The sequence below is a fragment of the Acinetobacter soli genome, assembly GCF_000760595.1.
In the GTDB taxonomy this organism is placed as follows: domain Bacteria; phylum Pseudomonadota; class Gammaproteobacteria; order Pseudomonadales; family Moraxellaceae; genus Acinetobacter; species Acinetobacter soli.
Window position 1 is genome coordinate 1 of record NZ_BBNM01000001.1, and the last position, 16,812, is coordinate 16,812.

Consider the following 16,812-nt stretch of genomic DNA (forward strand, 5'->3'; position numbering starts at 1 on the left):
GGCACCGACCACCAGCACATCAAAGGCAGCTTTGGCATTGATGGCCGCAGCGTCTTTTTCAGCCGAATTATTGTCGAGTTTAGCTACAATCTCTTCAAGCGTCATGCGGCCCTGACCAATATGCTGACCGTTTTGGAACACCATCGGCACAGCCATGATCTTGCGTTCTTCAACCTCATCCTGGAAGAAGGCACCGTCAATCATGGTGGCTGTTGCATTCGGGTTATAAATGGCAATCAGGTTGAGGGCCTGTACAACATCTGGACAGTTATGGCAGCTTAACGACACAAATACATCAAAATGATCGCTCACCTGCAAGCCTTTAATCTGCTCTAAAAGCTCAGGCGCAACTTTAGGGGCATAGCCTGATACCTGTAGCAACGCCAGAATCAATGAGGTGAACTCATGGCCCATTGGCAAGCCAGCAAAAAACACACGTGGCTGTTCACCCGCTTTGGCAATACCAAAGCTTGGACGGCGTGGATTCTGGCCATCAAAACGAGCGGTCACGCGATCAGAGAGTTCTGCGATTTCAGTCACCAGTTCTTTGATCTTTGCGGCTTTATCCGAATCATCAAGCGCAGCAACCAGTTCGATTGGGCTTTCTAAGCGTTCTAGGTAAGTTTTAAGTTGAGTCTTGATATTTTGGTCTAACATGCCTAACAGCTCCAAAGGAGTAAATAATTTAACTTGTTGAGAAGAATAAGATAAATGCATTGATAGGTGAAACGGTATGTTTTTATCAATACAATCGGTTTTTTGAATAAAAACTAAAATCGAGCTTCAATCCGCCGAATACGAGCTTTAAGGTTTACATTTAAGCCATAAAGTATTGCCCCAGCCAAAAACGCCACAAAGCTTAATCCCCAGCTCAATCGCTGAGTGACCTCACTGATACGTGATGCTTGACGTGCTTGCGCATCGATACTTTGCGCCATCGGTGTAATGCTTTTTCCGTAAACTTGATGCTGAATGGTCCACAATTGCTCGCGTTTGAGGCCGTATTCAAAAAAATGTGGATCCGTGCGTTCGGCACGAATCAGACTACTGGTGTAGGATACAGCAGCATCCTTATCTATGGGACGATGTAACAGCGCAGTTTGCGCGAGTAAATAATCTTTGACGGGTTGAGGTGAATGGGCTTGTTGTAAATATTGAAAAATCGGACTGGTCTGAATGCGCTGATCATATTGAACCAACTCAGCATACGCTTGCGCCTCATCACTTTGCTGATGATATTGGAGAAAGGTTAAGCCAGACCAAATCAAAATCCATCCAATAAGCCATGCCACAAAGCGTAAAATCAAAGATTTAAATCGGACTTTAAAAAAACGGAATTTTTTAAGTAGGCGTACAAAAATAAAAGCACCAAAAAAACTCACCGTAAGTTTGAGTATCAACCACCCCAACCATGACAATAAGGTTATTAAATAATCGGGTTGCTCATCGACAAACAATTGTCCCTCAAATCCCGCTGGAATATGAAGCTGCTTGATTTGTGTACTCAAATCAAAAAAGCCATAAATTACAGGCTGAAGTGTAAATGAAAACAATACCGCAAGTGCACATACACTGAGTGCAGCAATCCCGAATACACTTAAGCCTCGCTGTCTTTTTTTCAAATTGACAAGACGAGCTTGGATATCTTCGGGGTGAATGGGGTAATGTTTGACAGATGGCAATGTTTTCTCCCAAAGCGTATTTCAATCAAGTTTCTGTTTTGGTGCGACTTGAATCAATCACCAGTTGCTGCAAATTATCTTGTAATGCACGTAAACGAACGGTAGCTTCATCGCGCTTTTGCATGCCCTCTTTTTGAATCTGAATCACATCATTGACCGTTTTAATCAGCGTATTTTGAACGTGCTCAAGTGTTTCAATATCAATAACAGATCGTTGATTGGCCTTCGCGGTGTCAATTGAATTTTGATGTAGTAATTCTGCATTACGTCGTAAAAGTTCATTGGTGGCATCATCAATATGTTTGGCAAGCTGCACACTGTTTTGTTGCTCTTGCAAGGAAATTGCCAAGCTAATCTGATTTTTCCAAGCGGGTAATGTAATGTTTTTTATGGCATAAAATTTATCCACTAGCATTAAGTTATTCGATTGAATAATCCGGATCATAGGCAATGTCTGCATGGCGGATTGCTGCAATACTTGTAAATCACTCACACGCTTTTCAAGATTATTGGATAAATGATTTAAATCGTAAATGGCCTGAGTATGCTGCTGAGCATTGGAATCTTCGGTTAATTGCTGAATTTGTGCTTGTAATTGTTGCTGCTTGATTTTTCCTGCTGCAACCAAAACCCCGAGTTGTTTGTGTTCATCTTGTACAGCTGTAAACATTTTATCGAGAGTATTCACTCGAGTTTTTAAGCCGATTTGCGTGGTCTCGATCTCTTTTACCAAGCCATCAATCTGCTCTTTGGTATTGACAAAGTTTTGATCAAAGCTTTGTTTTGCGCCCTTCATACGATTCAGAAGTCCGCCAATCAGTGGAATGGTCGAGGTTTTAGGTTTATTTAAAATACTTGAAGTGTTGAGCTGTTTGGCCACGTGTACCACTTCGTTCAATTTCTTACCCGTTTCATCGAGATCCTTACTACGCACCAAGTGTAAAAGCTCGTCGGTATATGCAGAGGTTACGCTGGCAATGTCTTTACCATATTCGGCAACAGTAGCGTGATTTAAATCTGCAAGCTCACGATGAGCATCCTGCACATGAATAAAATCCTCCGGCTGTAAACCTAACGCTTTTAAATCCAATCCATCAAATTCATGCTGCGTGAGAGCAGTGTCGGATTTCATCACATTCGGCTGTTGGTCTGACTCAAACTGCGTCATGGTTCTACCCTCTTTTCTAATGATTGTCTTAAAATAGTTAATAAACTTTCGCGGCTATGATCAAGTTTTTGCAATTCAAGTGCCGAGCTGTTTTGCATACTTTGTTTCAAATGATATTGCCAAGCTGGAATCAGTACTTGCTGAGCTTCTTTAAAACGATCAAGCAAACCAAACGAGAGCTGTTGGGTTAAAAACATTTGCGTGATGGCAAGATCATTACTGGCTTGTAGTGTTTGCAAACTATTGATTTTTTTAGATAGCCGCTCTGAAAAGTGATCGAGTGGATGCTGATGGCGGATAAAAGCAGGATATTCACCCAAAAATTCTTGTGCAGCCACGATATAAAGTGCCATTTGTTCGCGCAGACCAAGTAACTGTTGAATTCGTGATTGTGATTTTTGAATTTCGACTGCAAGCTGCTGACTCAATCGATCCGCCTGCTCGATTAATGCATCTAATCCATGCAAATAATTGAGTTGTGTCTGATCATGCTCGATGTCTACGCCAAACCATTTTTGCAAACGATTAAAAGATTTTTTCTTAATGACCTTGTCAGATTTAGACAATTTATCAATCAAATGAGAAATCACACGACTTAAATCATGCGTAAGTTCAGGCGAAATTTGGTTTAGCAATACAGCCTGAGCTTGAATCAGCTGATCGGCATAGTGATTTAATCGGTACGGATTGTCGAGTAGTGGCACAAGATCCATACGTTTGATCGCCAAGACCTGTTTTGGGTCTGTATCAATCTGATCAAGCGGAATTAATGCATTCAACTGAGCCATAACCATGAATTGAACTGATGAATACCATCATAGGATGATTTTAAGTAAACACCTAGATGATAAACTTAGCAAGATGATGGATTTATGTTAAACATTTTTTACACACCCCAAAAACCGATATAAAAAAACCTCCCGGATGGGAGGTCTTTTTTTCAGTATGACTTAGTTCGCATAAACTGGGAACTTCGCACACACTGCTTCAACTTTTGCTTTTACTTCAGCGATCACGCTTTCGTCGCCTTTGCTATCAAGTACATCAGCAATCCAGCCCGCCAATTCACGCGTTTCAGACTCACCAAAACCACGCGTAGTTACCGCCGGAGTACCAATACGGATACCAGAAGTCACAAATGGTGAACGTGGATCGTTTGGTACGGCGTTTTTGTTAACGGTGATGTTGGCAGCGCCTAACCATGCATCAGCTTCTTTACCAGTGATGTCTTGTTTGATAAGTGACAACAAGAACAAGTGGTTGTTTGTACCACCCGATACGATGTCGTAACCGCGCGCGATTAACACATCTGCCATAGCTTGCGCGTTTTTAACAACTTGTTGTTGATACGTTTTAAATTCAGGCGTCATTGCTTCTTTAAAGCAGATTGCTTTTGCAGCAATAGCGTGTACAAGCGGACCGCCTTGATTGCCTGGGAACACAGCAGACTGAAGTTTCTTCTCGATTTCTTCATTTGCTTTCGCCAAGATCAAGCCAGAACGTGGGCCACGAAGTGTTTTGTGAGTCGTTGTTGTAGTAACGTCCGCAATTTGAACTGGGTTTGGATACACACCAGCTGCAACCAAACCAGCGATGTGTGCCATATCAACAAATAGATATGCACCCACTTGATCCGCGATATCACGGAAACGCTGCCAGTCGACAATACGGCTATAAGCAGAGAAACCAGCAACGATCATACGTGGCTTGTGCTCAAGTGCCAAACGCTCAACTTCGTCATAATCGATTTCACCAGTTTCTGGATTTAAACCGTACTGTACAGCATTGTAAGTTTTGCCAGAGAAGTTAACTTTTGCACCGTGAGTCAAGTGACCACCGTGTGCAAGGCTCATACCCAAAACCGTATCGCCTGCATTTAAAAGTGCAAGATATACCGCAGCATTTGCTTGTGAACCAGCATGCGGTTGAACGTTTGCATAGTCAGCACCAAAAAGCGCTTTTGCACGGTCAATTGCAAGTTGTTCGATTACATCTACATATTCGCAGCCGCCGTAATAGCGTTTGCCCGGATAACCTTCTGCATATTTATTGGTAAGCTTTGATCCTTGCGCTTCCATCACCGCAGGAGAGCAATAGTTTTCAGATGCAATTAACTCAATATGCGCTTCCTGGCGCGCATCTTCAGCTTCAATTGCTTTGGCCAATTCTGGATCAAATTCAGAAAGAGAAATGTTGGCAAACATTAGCGAGGGTCCTATGTAGTAGGGCTTTTAAGCCGTGCTAAGATTGGACGCTATTGTATCATGAAGTTTGAGTTTAAGCAGGGCGAAGTTGCTCAGTTATGCATAAAAATGGCTCATCCTGCGCGGATCAGCCGTTTTGCCATAAAAAGTTTAACTCACTGGGTAAACAAAGTATTTACGTCGGTGACAATATTGGAAATATTCAAGCTATACGCACTGCCGTGTGTCCAAGTCGGATTGGTAATAAAGTTGATATTCGTACCGGCTAATTTTGCTTCCGTAACAAGCTTGTTGGTTGCAATAAATGGCACCGTAGTATCGGCCTGCCCCTGATAAATCTTAATAGGCGTTGAAACTTTAACTGTTAGTGGTTGCCCATCTGTACTGGTAAAATTTTTCACTACAGGTAAATTGAGAAAGCCATCCTGAGTACGACCATAGCCAGTTAAGCTATTGTTGTTCTGATTAGCATACGCTGTCAGCCCTACCGCAAATGATTGTGCCAAGGCTGGCGCACAGACACTTTCTGCTTGAGCGGCAATTTTATCTGAAGGGCTTTTAAAAATTTGACTGTATTGCAAGGACGGATTTGGATTGCGCAGTCCGGCAGTAATTAAGGCTGTGTAAGTATCTAAATTGGTATATGTTGGAATTTGGACAGCCACAGGCTGGTTTGCAGCTGAAAGCTCCCCGGCGTTTAAAATAAGATCCAGATTTGATGCTGGTGCTACAGCGATTGTACCTTTATAGGTCAGCTTTGCACGCGACGCATATTGTGCTGCTCCGAGCGCGGCCTGTCCACCTTGCGAGTGCCCCACTGCGACCCACCTTGTGGCAGCTTTTGCTCCCAAATAGCTTTTTGCTGCTACAACCGCATCGGTAATTGAATACGCTTCACTTTTTACATTTAAGAAAGGATGAATTTCTTTACCATTCGGCTCTCCCAATCCTTCATAATCTGGTGCTACAACAACATAACCCTGCGCCAGCAACTGAGTGATCATGGTTTTTACATTTTCATCCATGACATTACGACTTGGCGCACAAATATCAGCCACACCTGTCGTTCCATGTGCCCAAGCCACAATTGGCCAACCTGCACTTGGTGGTGTACCTTTTGGTGTGAAAACCAGTGATGTTGCCAATACTTCTTGCCCACTTATTCCGAGCATTTTGTAAGTCATGACCACACTTTCACCAGCAACCTGATCCATACCAGATTGAGTATATGCTGCAGGTATTCCTACAACAGGATTCTGAATATTATTTTCAGGCACATTACTTGATGAGCTTGATGAATCGGAGTCACTACTATCATTACAGGCGCTTAGAAAAATACAGGCACTGAGTGTGGTTAAAACCATGAGATGTTTTTTCATTGTTGCTTTGTCCTTTAAGCTTCTTTGCTGATTGTATTTATTTTCTGTTTAAACATAGCGGAAAAGTTAGCGGTTCACAAGCATCGCTTGCAGGTTGATCAAACCACCTTTTAAAGGCTTTGCCTGATTACAAGAGAATGATAAATTGACAAATCACCTGTCAGCTTACTGAGCAATATGAACGCCATTATTTTAGATACCGAAACGCATCAGTTAAACGGTAATCCAATTGAAATTGCTTATGCGCCTGTAGAAATCTTTGAAGGTAAATTAACGCTCGACAAGAGTGAGCTATTTGATCAACTTTATAGTGTAGATGAGCCGATTTCATATGCTTCAATGGCCGTTCATCATATTCTAGAATCTGATCTGGAGCATCAACCACATTTCACGACCTTTTCTTTACCTAAGCAAACACAATACATTATTGGACATAATGTCGATTACGATATCAATGCAATTGCGAGATGTGGTGTCGATACCTCACAGATTAAGGCAATTTGCACATTGGCACTTGCGCGTAAAGTGTGGCCACAAGCTGAGGCACACAATATCTCTGCGTTGATTTATCTGATCTCAAAAGGCAGTACAAAAGCACGAGAAATGCTTAAAGGTGCCCATCGTGCCGATGCAGACATTATTCTGACAGCCAATATACTGATGCATATCGTACATCATTTAAATATTTCAAATATCGACGCCCTTTATGTCGCCTCGGAAGAAGCACGGATTCCTGAACAAATTAACTTTGGTAAACACCGTGGCACTGCAATCAAGGATTTACCACACGATTATGTGCAATGGCTACTACGTCAGGATGAACTCGATCCTTATCTTAAAAAAGCCTTGGAAACCAAGGCCATTTCATAAGTGAAATCCTGCCAGATTTTATAAAAAACAAGTTATATATTTAAGGTCTATTACTGATAACTGATAGACCTTATAACTATATAAGTCTTAAAAACTCGATCTTGAGTTTGATTTAGATGCGGTTTGTCTAAGTACATCTATGCTATTTTTGCATAGATGTACTAAAGCCACTCAACAATTTTAATTTTATTATAATTTTAAGGTTTTGTTTTCTATGATTTTTATTTTAAAAATTAAAACCAAGCTATTAGATGACGACTGGCACGTCTAAAAAATAATCGAACTACGACTAAAGACGAAGAAACATTTATTGAAATTCTTAGTATGATGCTATGAATTTTCAAAATATGCATATTTATAATTCTTATGGATATGCAAGATTTAGCCCTTTAGCCCATCTCGATGGGCTCTTTTTATTTGTACACCAATAAAGATCAATTGCTTACAATTGATGATTTAATAAACATAAGAAAAACTTCTGTGTATGAGTCACTTTACCCCAGGCCTTTTTTTGCCTATGATGTGCTTCGCATGCGCTCGTAGCTCAGTTGGATAGAGTACAGGTTTCCGAAGCCTGGGGTCGTGGGTTCGATCCCCGCCGAGCGCACCAATATTTCTTTAATTATATAGCTTACAACCTACTTTGGCGCAAATCTGGCGTAACATTATAAAATAGCACAGGTTCGAATTCACTTTCAGCGTTCCAAATCTTCAAAACAGAATTCATCTTTTTAATTCAACTTATACGGCTATAGAATCAGATTAGTTCAATCATTTGTTCTATGAAGTTGGACCATGCAAAAATGCTACATCAAAAAATCGATTTACGCTTGCACACCCGACACTCACCAATCAAGGTATCTGAACTATTCAGATAGCTTTTTCCGCTCCCCTAATTCTGATTGAAAAATAAAAGCATCTGTAATAATTTTGGTTTTTTCTAAATTTTCTTCAGATTCTTTGATTGGGTTAGATTCAGGAACAGATTGGGCGATGGGAAAAACCCCAAAATCTTTTTGTACTTGTGCAAAATCTGGGGTTCTCTTGTATCGAATCACTCGGAAACCTGCTTCAGCAACTAATGCATCTCTGTCTGCGTCTTTATCTTCTTTTCCGATATGTGATGAATCATCCAACTCAACAATTGCAACTATATTGAGTGATTTATCTAACACTACAAAATCTGCAACTTTACGATTGAATAAATTACGTGTTGGAAATCCTTTAGCAGTCATAAAAGCACTGAAAGCAACTTGCGCTAGAATGATGTGCTCTGGGAGTGCTTCTCTTAATCTAAAAAAAGTTGGTTGCTCATTCATCGTTAAGATGCGTTTGCCCTTAATGGGATTTCTTTGTTTACTTGCTTTTTTATCTCCTTTTAGTGTTGCAAGAACAAATACAACCACCCCAATCAGAACGATTAATACCAATAATGTAGACATCTTACACCTCTTTTTTTAATTATAAGTTAAAGTTTAGTATGCAAAGATCAATGAAGACTTAAAATTAAATTAGAATGTATTTATACAAACCTTTTGATTTAGTGATTAAGATCGTATCAGAACATATGTAGCTATGTATAGTGTTTTTAACATTGTGAATAAGATTAAAAAGTTACTTAAATAACTATGTTTAAAAAAATTTCTATTACTATATAAATTCCAAAAAAATCAAAATATCTATCACTAATCAAGCAACTAGTAAACTATAATTTTTTAAATTCAAATTCTAGTTAAAATTATGGCTACACAAAATATTTTATAAATAAAATTATTGAAATAAATAAAAAAAAACCTAAAATATAAAGACCATAATCTAAATTCTATTTTCATTCTTTATTTATATAGATTAATTTAATTTCTATATATCTGATTTTCTTTAATATAAGCATCAAACTTACTCCACCCGATTAAATATATTTTCATGACGATCATTGTACTTATGGAAATTAAAAGCATCATTAAAACATCAAGCGTCTGACTCAAGTAAAACAACATACCATAATAAAATAAATGACAAAGCAATGATGAAACAATAGTCTTAAAATAGAAGAAAGTTAGTAAACCAAAGATAATGGCACTTACGGTAATATTGACATATTTATGAATACCAATTCGGTAAAATATTACAATTAAAATAGAAACAATCATCATATACACAAATGATATAAAGATATTTTTAACAATCTGCATTTTGATGACCTTTTCGAATGAAAATAAAAATTTCCTCCTCCTTAGGAAGGTGTGTGCTAAGGAGGAGGAAACACGCTATACATTATCTAACTCGTAAGTCCCCTAATCTTATTCTTTTATTCTTTATAAAATTATTATAAAGGTGTTTAAGTTATTATTCATTTTTCTATGGAAAAAATGAACAAGATAATGTACGAACTGAGTATAGATAACTTACGCAAACTTAAAATAATCCATAGCTTACATGATTGTGAGAAATAGCTTACATTTGTCTATTTTTTATACAACATCAATTTTTAAAAATAATTTATATTTCAATAAATTCAAAATCTTATGTATACCATTTGGTAAATTTCTCACTATATACTTACAAAAACATATAAAACCACATGTAATTAGAAACATTTTATTTTGTATTTTTTTACTTATAAAACAGTGATTTAGTTTATAATATACATGAATCGGAAAATTCCTTATGAAAGAAGTGGCTTTGTCGATTAAAACTATGTATTGTGTGCGGCTTATCACATAAAGACCAATGCACACCTTACATTTCTTGTTTTACCACACGTGGGCGAAGTACCAGTGCCATTACCCACTAAAAACCTTATTGTTAGCTTTGGAAAATGTCATGGAAATGGTTAGAATCTTGTACGCAAGTAAAGCAAGTCATCTACACCCAGAATTAAAGCAAGATCTGATTGATATTTTAAACACTGCTGTTGATTTTAATTCTAGAAATGAAATAACAGGTGTACTATATTACGGATATGGTTACTTTGTGCAGTGCCTAGAAGGTGAACAATCGAAAATCGATACGCTTTTTTATCAACATATTCTTAAAGATTCCCGACATCAAAATTGTGAAATTCTATATCGTGAATCGATGCAACAGCGCCTTTTTAAACATTGGAGCATGAAGTTTGCACCTGTAAATAAACGGTTAGCTGATTTTTTCCAACAGACCCATCTAGATGAATTTAACCCTTATCTTTTGTCTGACTCAACAATACCGTCATTCATCCAGCTTTTAAGTGAAGAACCGCACACGTTGGCAAACCAGTATCATCATCCTAAAATTTGATTTCGATTTATTCTCAATAGCAGGACGTAGTTAATGAAAATAAGACTGTGCTACTCCAGCATACGACCAGTGGATGCTGGCGATTTGATTGAGAATTTGAATGATATTTTAAGTAAGGCTCGTGATTTCAATGCAAAGCACCAAATTTATGGTGTACTGTATTATGCCAATAATGCATTTTTCCAGTGCCTTGAAGGTGAAGAGGAAATCTTAAACGATCTTATGCAACGCATAATGCAAGACCCTCGTCACCATGAAATTAATGTGTTTAAAGCCATTGAAATTAAAAGAATTTATTTTAAAAAATGGTCGATGAAATATGTCCAAAAAAGCTCTAAAATTGACCTTTTTTTCCAACAGCTCAATGAAGATGGTTTTCACCCCTCCATGTTGAATGAGGATGTTCTACCCCAATTTGTGAATGAGTTGCTGCAAGAAGAGCAAACTAAGCTGCGCCGCAAGGTGGGGCTTCATCAGCGAGGAATTAACCCTTACCTGTAAAAAGCCCATCTCTACGGCGCTTATACAATTAACAGATCAATGGCTTATAATCGCATAGATTTCGATTCACCCAGATTGTCTTGCTCTCCCGTAACTGAAGCTTTGGCAAGCTTAAATAACGTCACAAGTTTTCCATCCCCTTCCCAATATTGCGCACCATGGCATGTGACTTGAATCAGTTGAATATCAGGATCGTGTAAACCTTCTTTAAAGAAGATTTGATAAGCAGGCGACCAGAGTTCTTCGAGCAACTGTGGATCATTAATACACTGCGCCTTACCGCTGATGGATACAAAAGAATCACTACTAGAATAAGCAAGGTTAACTTCTGGCTGTGATGCAATACTTTGAACTAATTCGGAGTGTTTGGCTCCGATGAAAAATACATTACCGTCAAATGATTTATTTTGTCTGGTCATAGGCGCACTATGTAAGTGTCCGTCATGATTAGTAAAAGTAACCATCACAATTCGACTATGCTGGATCAGTTTTTCAATTTTTTCGTAATCGTTTAAAGTGTTATCCATGATATTTTCTTCAATGTAAAAGTATCAATATGGCCTATTTATTCAGATATTTAAATTTCATCCTGTTCATGGTGTGTTGTATTTCAATACACAATCGTCAGTTCATGTTAATTTCGCATCAGTTCAAGAGAATAGCGGATGATCTTCATCGTCAATGTGAATAACCTTAAAGGTAAGATCCTTATAAACTAATTTCTCATTCACCTGAACACGATCAAGTTGGGTCCATAACTCGAAAGGAAAAAACTCCGATGTTGTTTTATAAATCCATAACCACTGACACGTTTCAGTTTTCTTGATTGGATCTACAATAAGGTCTTTCACTCGCATAAGATGGTGAATGTTCGAATATTTATCCTGTAAAGTAACGTGTCGATTATTCATAACTCTATCTTAATCTTAATTTATCAACTTAAGCCTTTTGTCATCTAATAGTTTATGCCAAAGTGCTTCTAGATCACACGTTCCAATATATCATAAGTGTTTTTTTATATTTCTTAAAATACATAATGTATCCTATTTTATGCTTATTGTTTCGTTTTACTTAACAATTTTAAAAAGCATCATGCTAAATAACTATATTACACATCACATAGTATGTCTGTTTTTTCAGCGTTCTATATTTCGTTCCGCTCAATCCCATCTTATCACTTGGTTTATTTTTCGATATCACTCAAAATAGTACTATTAAATTAAGTGTGAGCGTTTCATGACTGATGCCTTGATATTACGTGATTTGTCCAAAACTTATCGTAATGGATTTCAAGCCTTAAAAGGAATCAACCTAACTGTTCCGGAAGGTGAATTTTATGCGCTTCTAGGTCCAAACGGTGCTGGAAAATCGACCACCATCAGTATCATCAGTTCCTTAACAAAAAAAAGTGCTGGTGAGGTCAATATTTTTGGCCATGATTTAGACAAGCAACCTTCCCGTGCAAAACAATGCTTAGGTGTTGTGCCACAAGAGTTTAATTTTGGCCATTTTGAAAAGACCTTCGATATTCTGGTGACACAGGCTGGTTATTACGGCATCCCTAAAAAACTTGCCGAGCAGCGCGCAGAATTGTATCTCGAAAAATTAGGGCTTTGGGAAAAGCGCAACATGCAGGCCAGAATGCTTTCTGGCGGTATGAAGCGTCGACTAATGATTGCCAGAGCCATGATGCACGAACCAAAGTTACTGATCCTTGATGAACCTACCGCAGGTGTCGATATCGAGTTGCGCCGTTCGATGTGGGATTTTCTAGTCGAGATGAATAATGCCGGTACTTCAATCATTTTAACCACGCATTATCTTGAAGAAGCCGAAATGTTATGTCGCCGCATTGCAATTATTGATCGGGGCGTGATTAAAGAAGACACCACGATGAAAAGCTTCTTAAATCAGTTAAGTGAAGAGTCTTTTATTTTTGATCTGGCAGAACCAGTTGAGTTATCGAATGATCTTAACATTATTGGGGTGCGCTTTAATTTGATCGATCCGCTGACACTTGAAGTGACACTAGATAAAGCACACAGTATGAATGATTTGTTTCAGCTTTTAGAAGCACAAGGCATTCAAGTCCGCAGTATGCGAAATAAGTCCAACCGACTTGAAGAATTATTTGTACGTATGGTCGAAAAAAATCTAGAGCAACAAGGAGCGGCACAATGAATTTTAGTCAGCTCTGTACAGCCTTCGGTACCTTAGTACGTAAAGAAATTCGTCGTTTTATGCGGATTTGGCCTCAAACACTGCTACCACCTGCCATCACCATGAGCCTGTACTTTATTATCTTTGGTAATCTGGTCGGTTCTCGTGTCGGTCAAATGGGTGGATTCAGCTACATGCAGTTTATTGTGCCGGGTCTGATCATGATGGCTATCATTACCAACAGTTATGCAAATGTCTCGTCAAGCTTTTTTAGTGCCAAGTTTCAAAAAAGCATTGAAGAACTGATCATGAGCCCAGTACCTTTACATCTCATTTTATGGGGCTATGTGGTTGGAGGCGTGTTTCGTGGGGTTTTGGTGGGCATTATTGTGACCATGATGAGCCTATTTTTTACCGACCTTTATATACATAACTGGTTTGTGACTATTTATACCGTCTTGGTCACATCCTTTTTGTTCGCTTTAGGTGGATTCATCAATGCCGTATATGCCAAATCGTTTGATGATATCTCGATTATTCCCACTTTTGTTCTTACCCCTTTAACGTATTTAGGTGGCGTATTCTACGCCATTAGTGCTTTGGGGCCATTTTGGCAAAAATTATCGTTGATCAATCCAATTGTGTATATGGTCAATGCATTTCGCTATGGCATTTTGGGTCAGAGCGATGTCAACGTTTCATTGTCACTGATTGTGGTGACCTTGTGCTGCGTTCTTTTATATGGCGTAGCGTATTATTTACTTTCTCGTGGTTCAGGAATGCGTGAATGAGTGTAGAAAAATCTCTTTTAGGTAAAGAAACAGAATATCCAACAGCTTATGAACCCAGCATTTTGTTTCCTATTTCACGTTCATCTTCACGTGAACAATATGCAAACATTACAGGTGTTTCTCAGGGCAAAGATTGGTGGCATGTTTTTGAGCTTTCTTGGCTCAATCAAGACGGGATTCCACAAGTTGCAATTGGACGGATTACCCTTCCCGCAACCTCTGAAAATCTGATCGAGTCAAAATCATTAAAGTTATACTTTAATAGTCTAAACTTTCATCGTCTTGTGTCTAAAGCAGCACTAATTGACCTTGTTGAAAAAGATTTGAGTCAAGCTGCCAATGCAAAGGTCGGCTTTGAGTTGTTTGATGTAGATGCGCTCGAGATCAGCCAACCGTCTGGAATCTGTATCGATCAATTCAAACCAGCACGCTTAGAGTCACATCCAGATGCAAGCTTGCTTGCGCTAGATGCTGATGACCAGTCACAAATCGAAGTGAATTTATATTCACATCTATTACGCAGTAATTGTCCTGTGACTGGACAGCCGGACTGGGGAACAGTTTTCATTCGTTATCAAGGTATTAAGCCTTGTTATAACAGTATTCTCGCGTATATTATTTCTTATCGTCAGCACAATGGCTTTCATGAGCAATGCGTCGAGCAGATGTACGCCGACATATGGCAAAACTTAAAGCCTGAAAAACTGATGGTGTACGCAACCTATACGCGACGCGGTGGTTTAGACATTAATCCGTGTCGTGTATCTGACTTGTCATGGATGCCAAGCCCTATTCGATTGGCCCGACAATAAAATCAATAATTGAGGATCAGACATGCCATTTTTTGGTTTTACTCCATCTGAAGCATTGCTTAAAAATATTCAGACAGGTATCGAAAAAAAGAACTCAAGTGAGCCACTGTATCCATTACGCGATCAGGTAGCCCTACAAATCAATGATGAAATTATTGATGCGCTTTTAATCGAACTTGTTCGTCGCTTTCCAGAGAGCGATAAACGTGAAACCGCTGAAAAATTGGCAGGCTATGTCAAATCAACCGTTGCCGTTTTGCTTAAACAACTTTTAAGCAAAGCGCCCAATGATGTTGTAAAACAGTCCATCGAGTTTTCCGAACGTAGTTTATTTAAAACCACTGAAGGAGAATATAAAGTCGGTGAGTCACTTGATCCAGGTTTGGTCACAAATCTGAAGCATAGTTTTGCCGAAATTCAAGCAGGTAATGCTGTCGACAAGCAAGCACTGGCTGAACTTTATAAGCAATTTGCAGATGCCACGATCCGTCATTTTATGATTGAATTTAATAAAACACTGGATTTAGGCATGATCAAACGCAAGGCTGCAGATATTGGCGCCGCCGCAGTGACCAAAGCCGTTCATATCGCCATCGATAAGCTGATTCCAAATCTAAATCGCTTAGAGTTAAAAGCGCTCGCTGAGTATCATGATACGTTATTTTTTAGCAACTAAAACATAGCGCAAAAAAACCTGGATTTTTCCAGGTTTTTTTATTGCAAAATATGGATATAGATTGCCTAAATTAAGGGATATGTTAGCATGCGCCATGCATTGATTATTCCTTTGTAAAACCTTATGTCTCCAAGCTCTCAATACAAATTTCTACGCCAGGCGCCGCGCGATGGCTTAAGCACAGCAATGCTTCCATCCAAATGGCAAAGATTACATATTGATCCTTGGTTATGTTCTTTTTTGATTTTAAATGCCTGTCTTGGGCTGACTGTCTTATATAGTGCCTCTGCACAAGATATCGGGTTAGTCTCTAAGCAAGCCATGAGCTTTGGAATTGGCTTTATTGTCATGTTGACGCTCGCACAAATTCCACCGAAGGTTTATCAAGCATTTTCTCCTTATTTTTATCTGTTTGGCCTCTTTTCACTGATTGCTGTAATGGTATTTGGTGAAATTCGCATGGGTGCACAGCGCTGGATTGATATTCCCGGTTTCGGAAGTGTACAACCCAGTGAGTTCATGAAAATCGGTATGCCAATGATGGTGGCGTGGTTTTTATCGCGTAAACCGCTTCCGCCGAGCGTTCCCAATGTCATGATCACCATGCTTTTGGTGGGAATTCCATTTCTTTTAATTGCAGAACAACCTGACTTGGGTACATCTTTACTGGTATTGGCCAGTGGGTTATTTGTGTTGTTTTTAAGCGGGCTCTCTTGGAAACTCATTGGTGCTGCAGTTGCTGGCGCAGGACTTTTAATTCCAATTGCGTGGGAATTCTTGTTACATGATTATCAGCGACAACGTGTACTCACACTCTTGAACCCCGAGGCAGATGCGCTCGGTACAGGCTGGAATATTATTCAATCAAAAACAGCCATTGGTTCAGGTGGATTTTCAGGTAAAGGCTTTTTAGAAGGCACTCAATCACATTTACACTTTTTACCTGAGGGTCATACCGACTTTATTATTGCAGCCTACTCCGAAGAATTTGGTTTGATTGGTGTCACCATTTTAGTGCTGCTGTATTTTGCAATTATTTTTAGAACATTCCAGATTGGATTACAGTGCTTTCATAACTACGGCCGCCTTGTTGCAGGGTCGTTAGGTTTGTCCTTTTTTGTTTATGTATTTGTAAATGCTGGCATGGTTAGTGGTATTTTACCCGTAGTGGGTGTACCGCTTCCGTTTATGAGCTATGGCGGCACCGCAATTATTACCCTGATGGCGACTTTTGGACTGGTTATGTCGATCCACACCCATCGATAATTATATTTTTTTATTTTAATTCAGGAA

The 16,812-nt window shown here is 39.0% G+C and carries 16 protein-coding genes and 1 tRNA gene; 9 read left to right on the top strand and 8 right to left on the bottom strand.

The window, feature by feature from the left end:
* The 6 genes from Aso01_RS00005 to Aso01_RS00030 all read right to left on the bottom strand — a co-directional run.
* A partial coding sequence (locus Aso01_RS00005; protein ID WP_042065046.1) for a thioredoxin family protein occupies window positions 1-657 on the bottom strand: 657 nt, incomplete at its 3' end.
* A gap of 113 nt (window positions 658-770) precedes the next feature.
* The gene (locus tag Aso01_RS00010; RefSeq protein ID WP_004938461.1) at window positions 771-1,682 is read right to left on the bottom strand and encodes a hypothetical protein; all 912 of its coding nucleotides are present in this window, start codon (window positions 1,680-1,682) and stop codon (window positions 771-773) included.
* A 25-nt stretch (window positions 1,683-1,707) separates the two neighbouring features.
* Entirely contained in the window at window positions 1,708-2,814 is a 1,107-nt protein-coding gene (locus Aso01_RS00015) for a toxic anion resistance protein (RefSeq protein ID WP_171063761.1), read from the bottom strand.
* Between the two features lie 32 nt (window positions 2,815-2,846).
* On the bottom strand, window positions 2,847-3,638 hold the full coding sequence (locus Aso01_RS00020) for a hypothetical protein (RefSeq protein ID WP_025094768.1): 792 nt from the start codon (window positions 3,636-3,638) through the stop codon (window positions 2,847-2,849).
* Window positions 3,639-3,800: 162 nt separating this feature from the next.
* Window positions 3,801-5,054, bottom strand: a complete 1,254-nt coding sequence (gene glyA, locus Aso01_RS00025) for a serine hydroxymethyltransferase (RefSeq protein ID WP_004938470.1) — start codon at window positions 5,052-5,054, stop codon at window positions 3,801-3,803.
* Window positions 5,055-5,209: 155 nt separating this feature from the next.
* Window positions 5,210-6,433: an alpha/beta hydrolase gene (locus Aso01_RS00030; protein ID WP_004938473.1), complete on the bottom strand. Its 1,224-nt coding sequence runs from the start codon at window positions 6,431-6,433 to the stop codon at window positions 5,210-5,212.
* Between the two features lie 177 nt (window positions 6,434-6,610).
* Between Aso01_RS00030 and Aso01_RS00035 the strand changes: the two genes are divergently transcribed.
* Window positions 6,611-7,303 (top strand): exonuclease domain-containing protein, encoded by a 693-nt coding sequence (locus Aso01_RS00035; protein ID WP_004938476.1) that lies wholly within the window; start codon window positions 6,611-6,613, stop codon window positions 7,301-7,303.
* A gap of 533 nt (window positions 7,304-7,836) precedes the next feature.
* A tRNA-Arg gene (locus Aso01_RS00040) sits at window positions 7,837-7,913 on the top strand.
* A 256-nt stretch (window positions 7,914-8,169) separates the two neighbouring features.
* On the opposite strand, the gene Aso01_RS00045 is transcribed toward Aso01_RS00040, so the two are convergent.
* Entirely contained in the window at window positions 8,170-8,745 is a 576-nt protein-coding gene (locus tag Aso01_RS00045) for a DUF2726 domain-containing protein (protein ID WP_004938479.1), read from the bottom strand.
* Window positions 8,746-10,126: 1,381 nt separating this feature from the next.
* Here Aso01_RS00045 and Aso01_RS00055 point away from each other — a divergent pair.
* Window positions 10,127-10,579 carry a BLUF domain-containing protein gene (locus tag Aso01_RS00055; RefSeq protein ID WP_004938485.1) on the top strand — a complete coding sequence of 151 codons (453 nt, stop codon included), beginning with the start codon at window positions 10,127-10,129 and terminating at the stop codon, window positions 10,577-10,579.
* A gap of 33 nt (window positions 10,580-10,612) precedes the next feature.
* On the top strand, window positions 10,613-11,080 hold the full coding sequence (locus Aso01_RS00060; RefSeq protein WP_004938488.1) for a BLUF domain-containing protein: 468 nt from the start codon (window positions 10,613-10,615) through the stop codon (window positions 11,078-11,080).
* A gap of 44 nt (window positions 11,081-11,124) precedes the next feature.
* Here the strand turns inward: Aso01_RS00060 and Aso01_RS00065 are convergent, their stop codons facing one another.
* On the bottom strand, window positions 11,125-11,607 hold the full coding sequence (locus Aso01_RS00065) for a pyridoxamine 5'-phosphate oxidase family protein (protein ID WP_004938491.1): 483 nt from the start codon (window positions 11,605-11,607) through the stop codon (window positions 11,125-11,127).
* A gap of 709 nt (window positions 11,608-12,316) precedes the next feature.
* On the opposite strand from Aso01_RS00065, the gene Aso01_RS00075 reads away from it, so the two are divergent.
* The 5 genes from Aso01_RS00075 (at window position 12,317) to rodA (ending at window position 16,785) form a co-directional block, all read left to right on the top strand.
* Entirely contained in the window at window positions 12,317-13,261 is a 945-nt protein-coding gene (locus Aso01_RS00075; protein ID WP_004938498.1) for an ABC transporter ATP-binding protein, read from the top strand.
* Window positions 13,258-14,031 carry an ABC transporter permease gene (locus Aso01_RS00080; protein WP_004938501.1) on the top strand — a complete coding sequence of 258 codons (774 nt, stop codon included), beginning with the start codon at window positions 13,258-13,260 and terminating at the stop codon, window positions 14,029-14,031. Before Aso01_RS00075 ends, Aso01_RS00080 begins: the two co-directional genes overlap by 4 nt.
* Window positions 14,028-14,843 carry an NADPH-dependent 7-cyano-7-deazaguanine reductase QueF gene (queF, locus tag Aso01_RS00085; protein ID WP_004938504.1) on the top strand — a complete coding sequence of 272 codons (816 nt, stop codon included), beginning with the start codon at window positions 14,028-14,030 and terminating at the stop codon, window positions 14,841-14,843. The genes Aso01_RS00080 and queF overlap by 4 nt, the downstream gene beginning before the upstream one ends.
* A gap of 22 nt (window positions 14,844-14,865) precedes the next feature.
* Window positions 14,866-15,519, top strand: a complete 654-nt coding sequence (locus Aso01_RS00090) for a hypothetical protein (protein WP_004938507.1) — start codon at window positions 14,866-14,868, stop codon at window positions 15,517-15,519.
* A 123-nt stretch (window positions 15,520-15,642) separates the two neighbouring features.
* Window positions 15,643-16,785: a rod shape-determining protein RodA gene (rodA, locus tag Aso01_RS00095; protein ID WP_004938509.1), complete on the top strand. Its 1,143-nt coding sequence runs from the start codon at window positions 15,643-15,645 to the stop codon at window positions 16,783-16,785.
* Window positions 16,786-16,812: the final 27 nt, after the last annotated feature.

Excerpts from the sequence above, each read along its gene's own strand:
- Aso01_RS00015 (WP_171063761.1), bottom strand. The coding sequence starts at position 2,814 with ATGAAATCCGACACTGCTCTCACGCAGCATGAATTTGATGGATTGGAT.
- Aso01_RS00020 (WP_025094768.1), bottom strand. The coding sequence starts at position 3,638 with ATGGCTCAGTTGAATGCATTAATTCCGCTTGATCAGATTGATACAGAC.
- glyA (WP_004938470.1), bottom strand. The coding sequence starts at position 5,054 with ATGTTTGCCAACATTTCTCTTTCTGAATTTGATCCAGAATTGGCCAAA.
- Aso01_RS00030 (WP_004938473.1), bottom strand. The coding sequence starts at position 6,433 with ATGAAAAAACATCTCATGGTTTTAACCACACTCAGTGCCTGTATTTTT.
- Aso01_RS00035 (WP_004938476.1), top strand. The coding sequence starts at position 6,611 with ATGAACGCCATTATTTTAGATACCGAAACGCATCAGTTAAACGGTAAT.
- Aso01_RS00045 (WP_004938479.1), bottom strand. The coding sequence starts at position 8,745 with ATGTCTACATTATTGGTATTAATCGTTCTGATTGGGGTGGTTGTATTT.
- Aso01_RS00055 (WP_004938485.1), top strand. The coding sequence starts at position 10,127 with ATGGAAATGGTTAGAATCTTGTACGCAAGTAAAGCAAGTCATCTACAC.
- Aso01_RS00060 (WP_004938488.1), top strand. The coding sequence starts at position 10,613 with ATGAAAATAAGACTGTGCTACTCCAGCATACGACCAGTGGATGCTGGC.
- Aso01_RS00065 (WP_004938491.1), bottom strand. The coding sequence starts at position 11,607 with ATGGATAACACTTTAAACGATTACGAAAAAATTGAAAAACTGATCCAG.
- Aso01_RS00075 (WP_004938498.1), top strand. The coding sequence starts at position 12,317 with ATGACTGATGCCTTGATATTACGTGATTTGTCCAAAACTTATCGTAAT.
- Aso01_RS00080 (WP_004938501.1), top strand. The coding sequence starts at position 13,258 with ATGAATTTTAGTCAGCTCTGTACAGCCTTCGGTACCTTAGTACGTAAA.
- queF (WP_004938504.1), top strand. The coding sequence starts at position 14,028 with ATGAGTGTAGAAAAATCTCTTTTAGGTAAAGAAACAGAATATCCAACA.
- Aso01_RS00090 (WP_004938507.1), top strand. The coding sequence starts at position 14,866 with ATGCCATTTTTTGGTTTTACTCCATCTGAAGCATTGCTTAAAAATATT.
- rodA (WP_004938509.1), top strand. The coding sequence starts at position 15,643 with ATGTCTCCAAGCTCTCAATACAAATTTCTACGCCAGGCGCCGCGCGAT.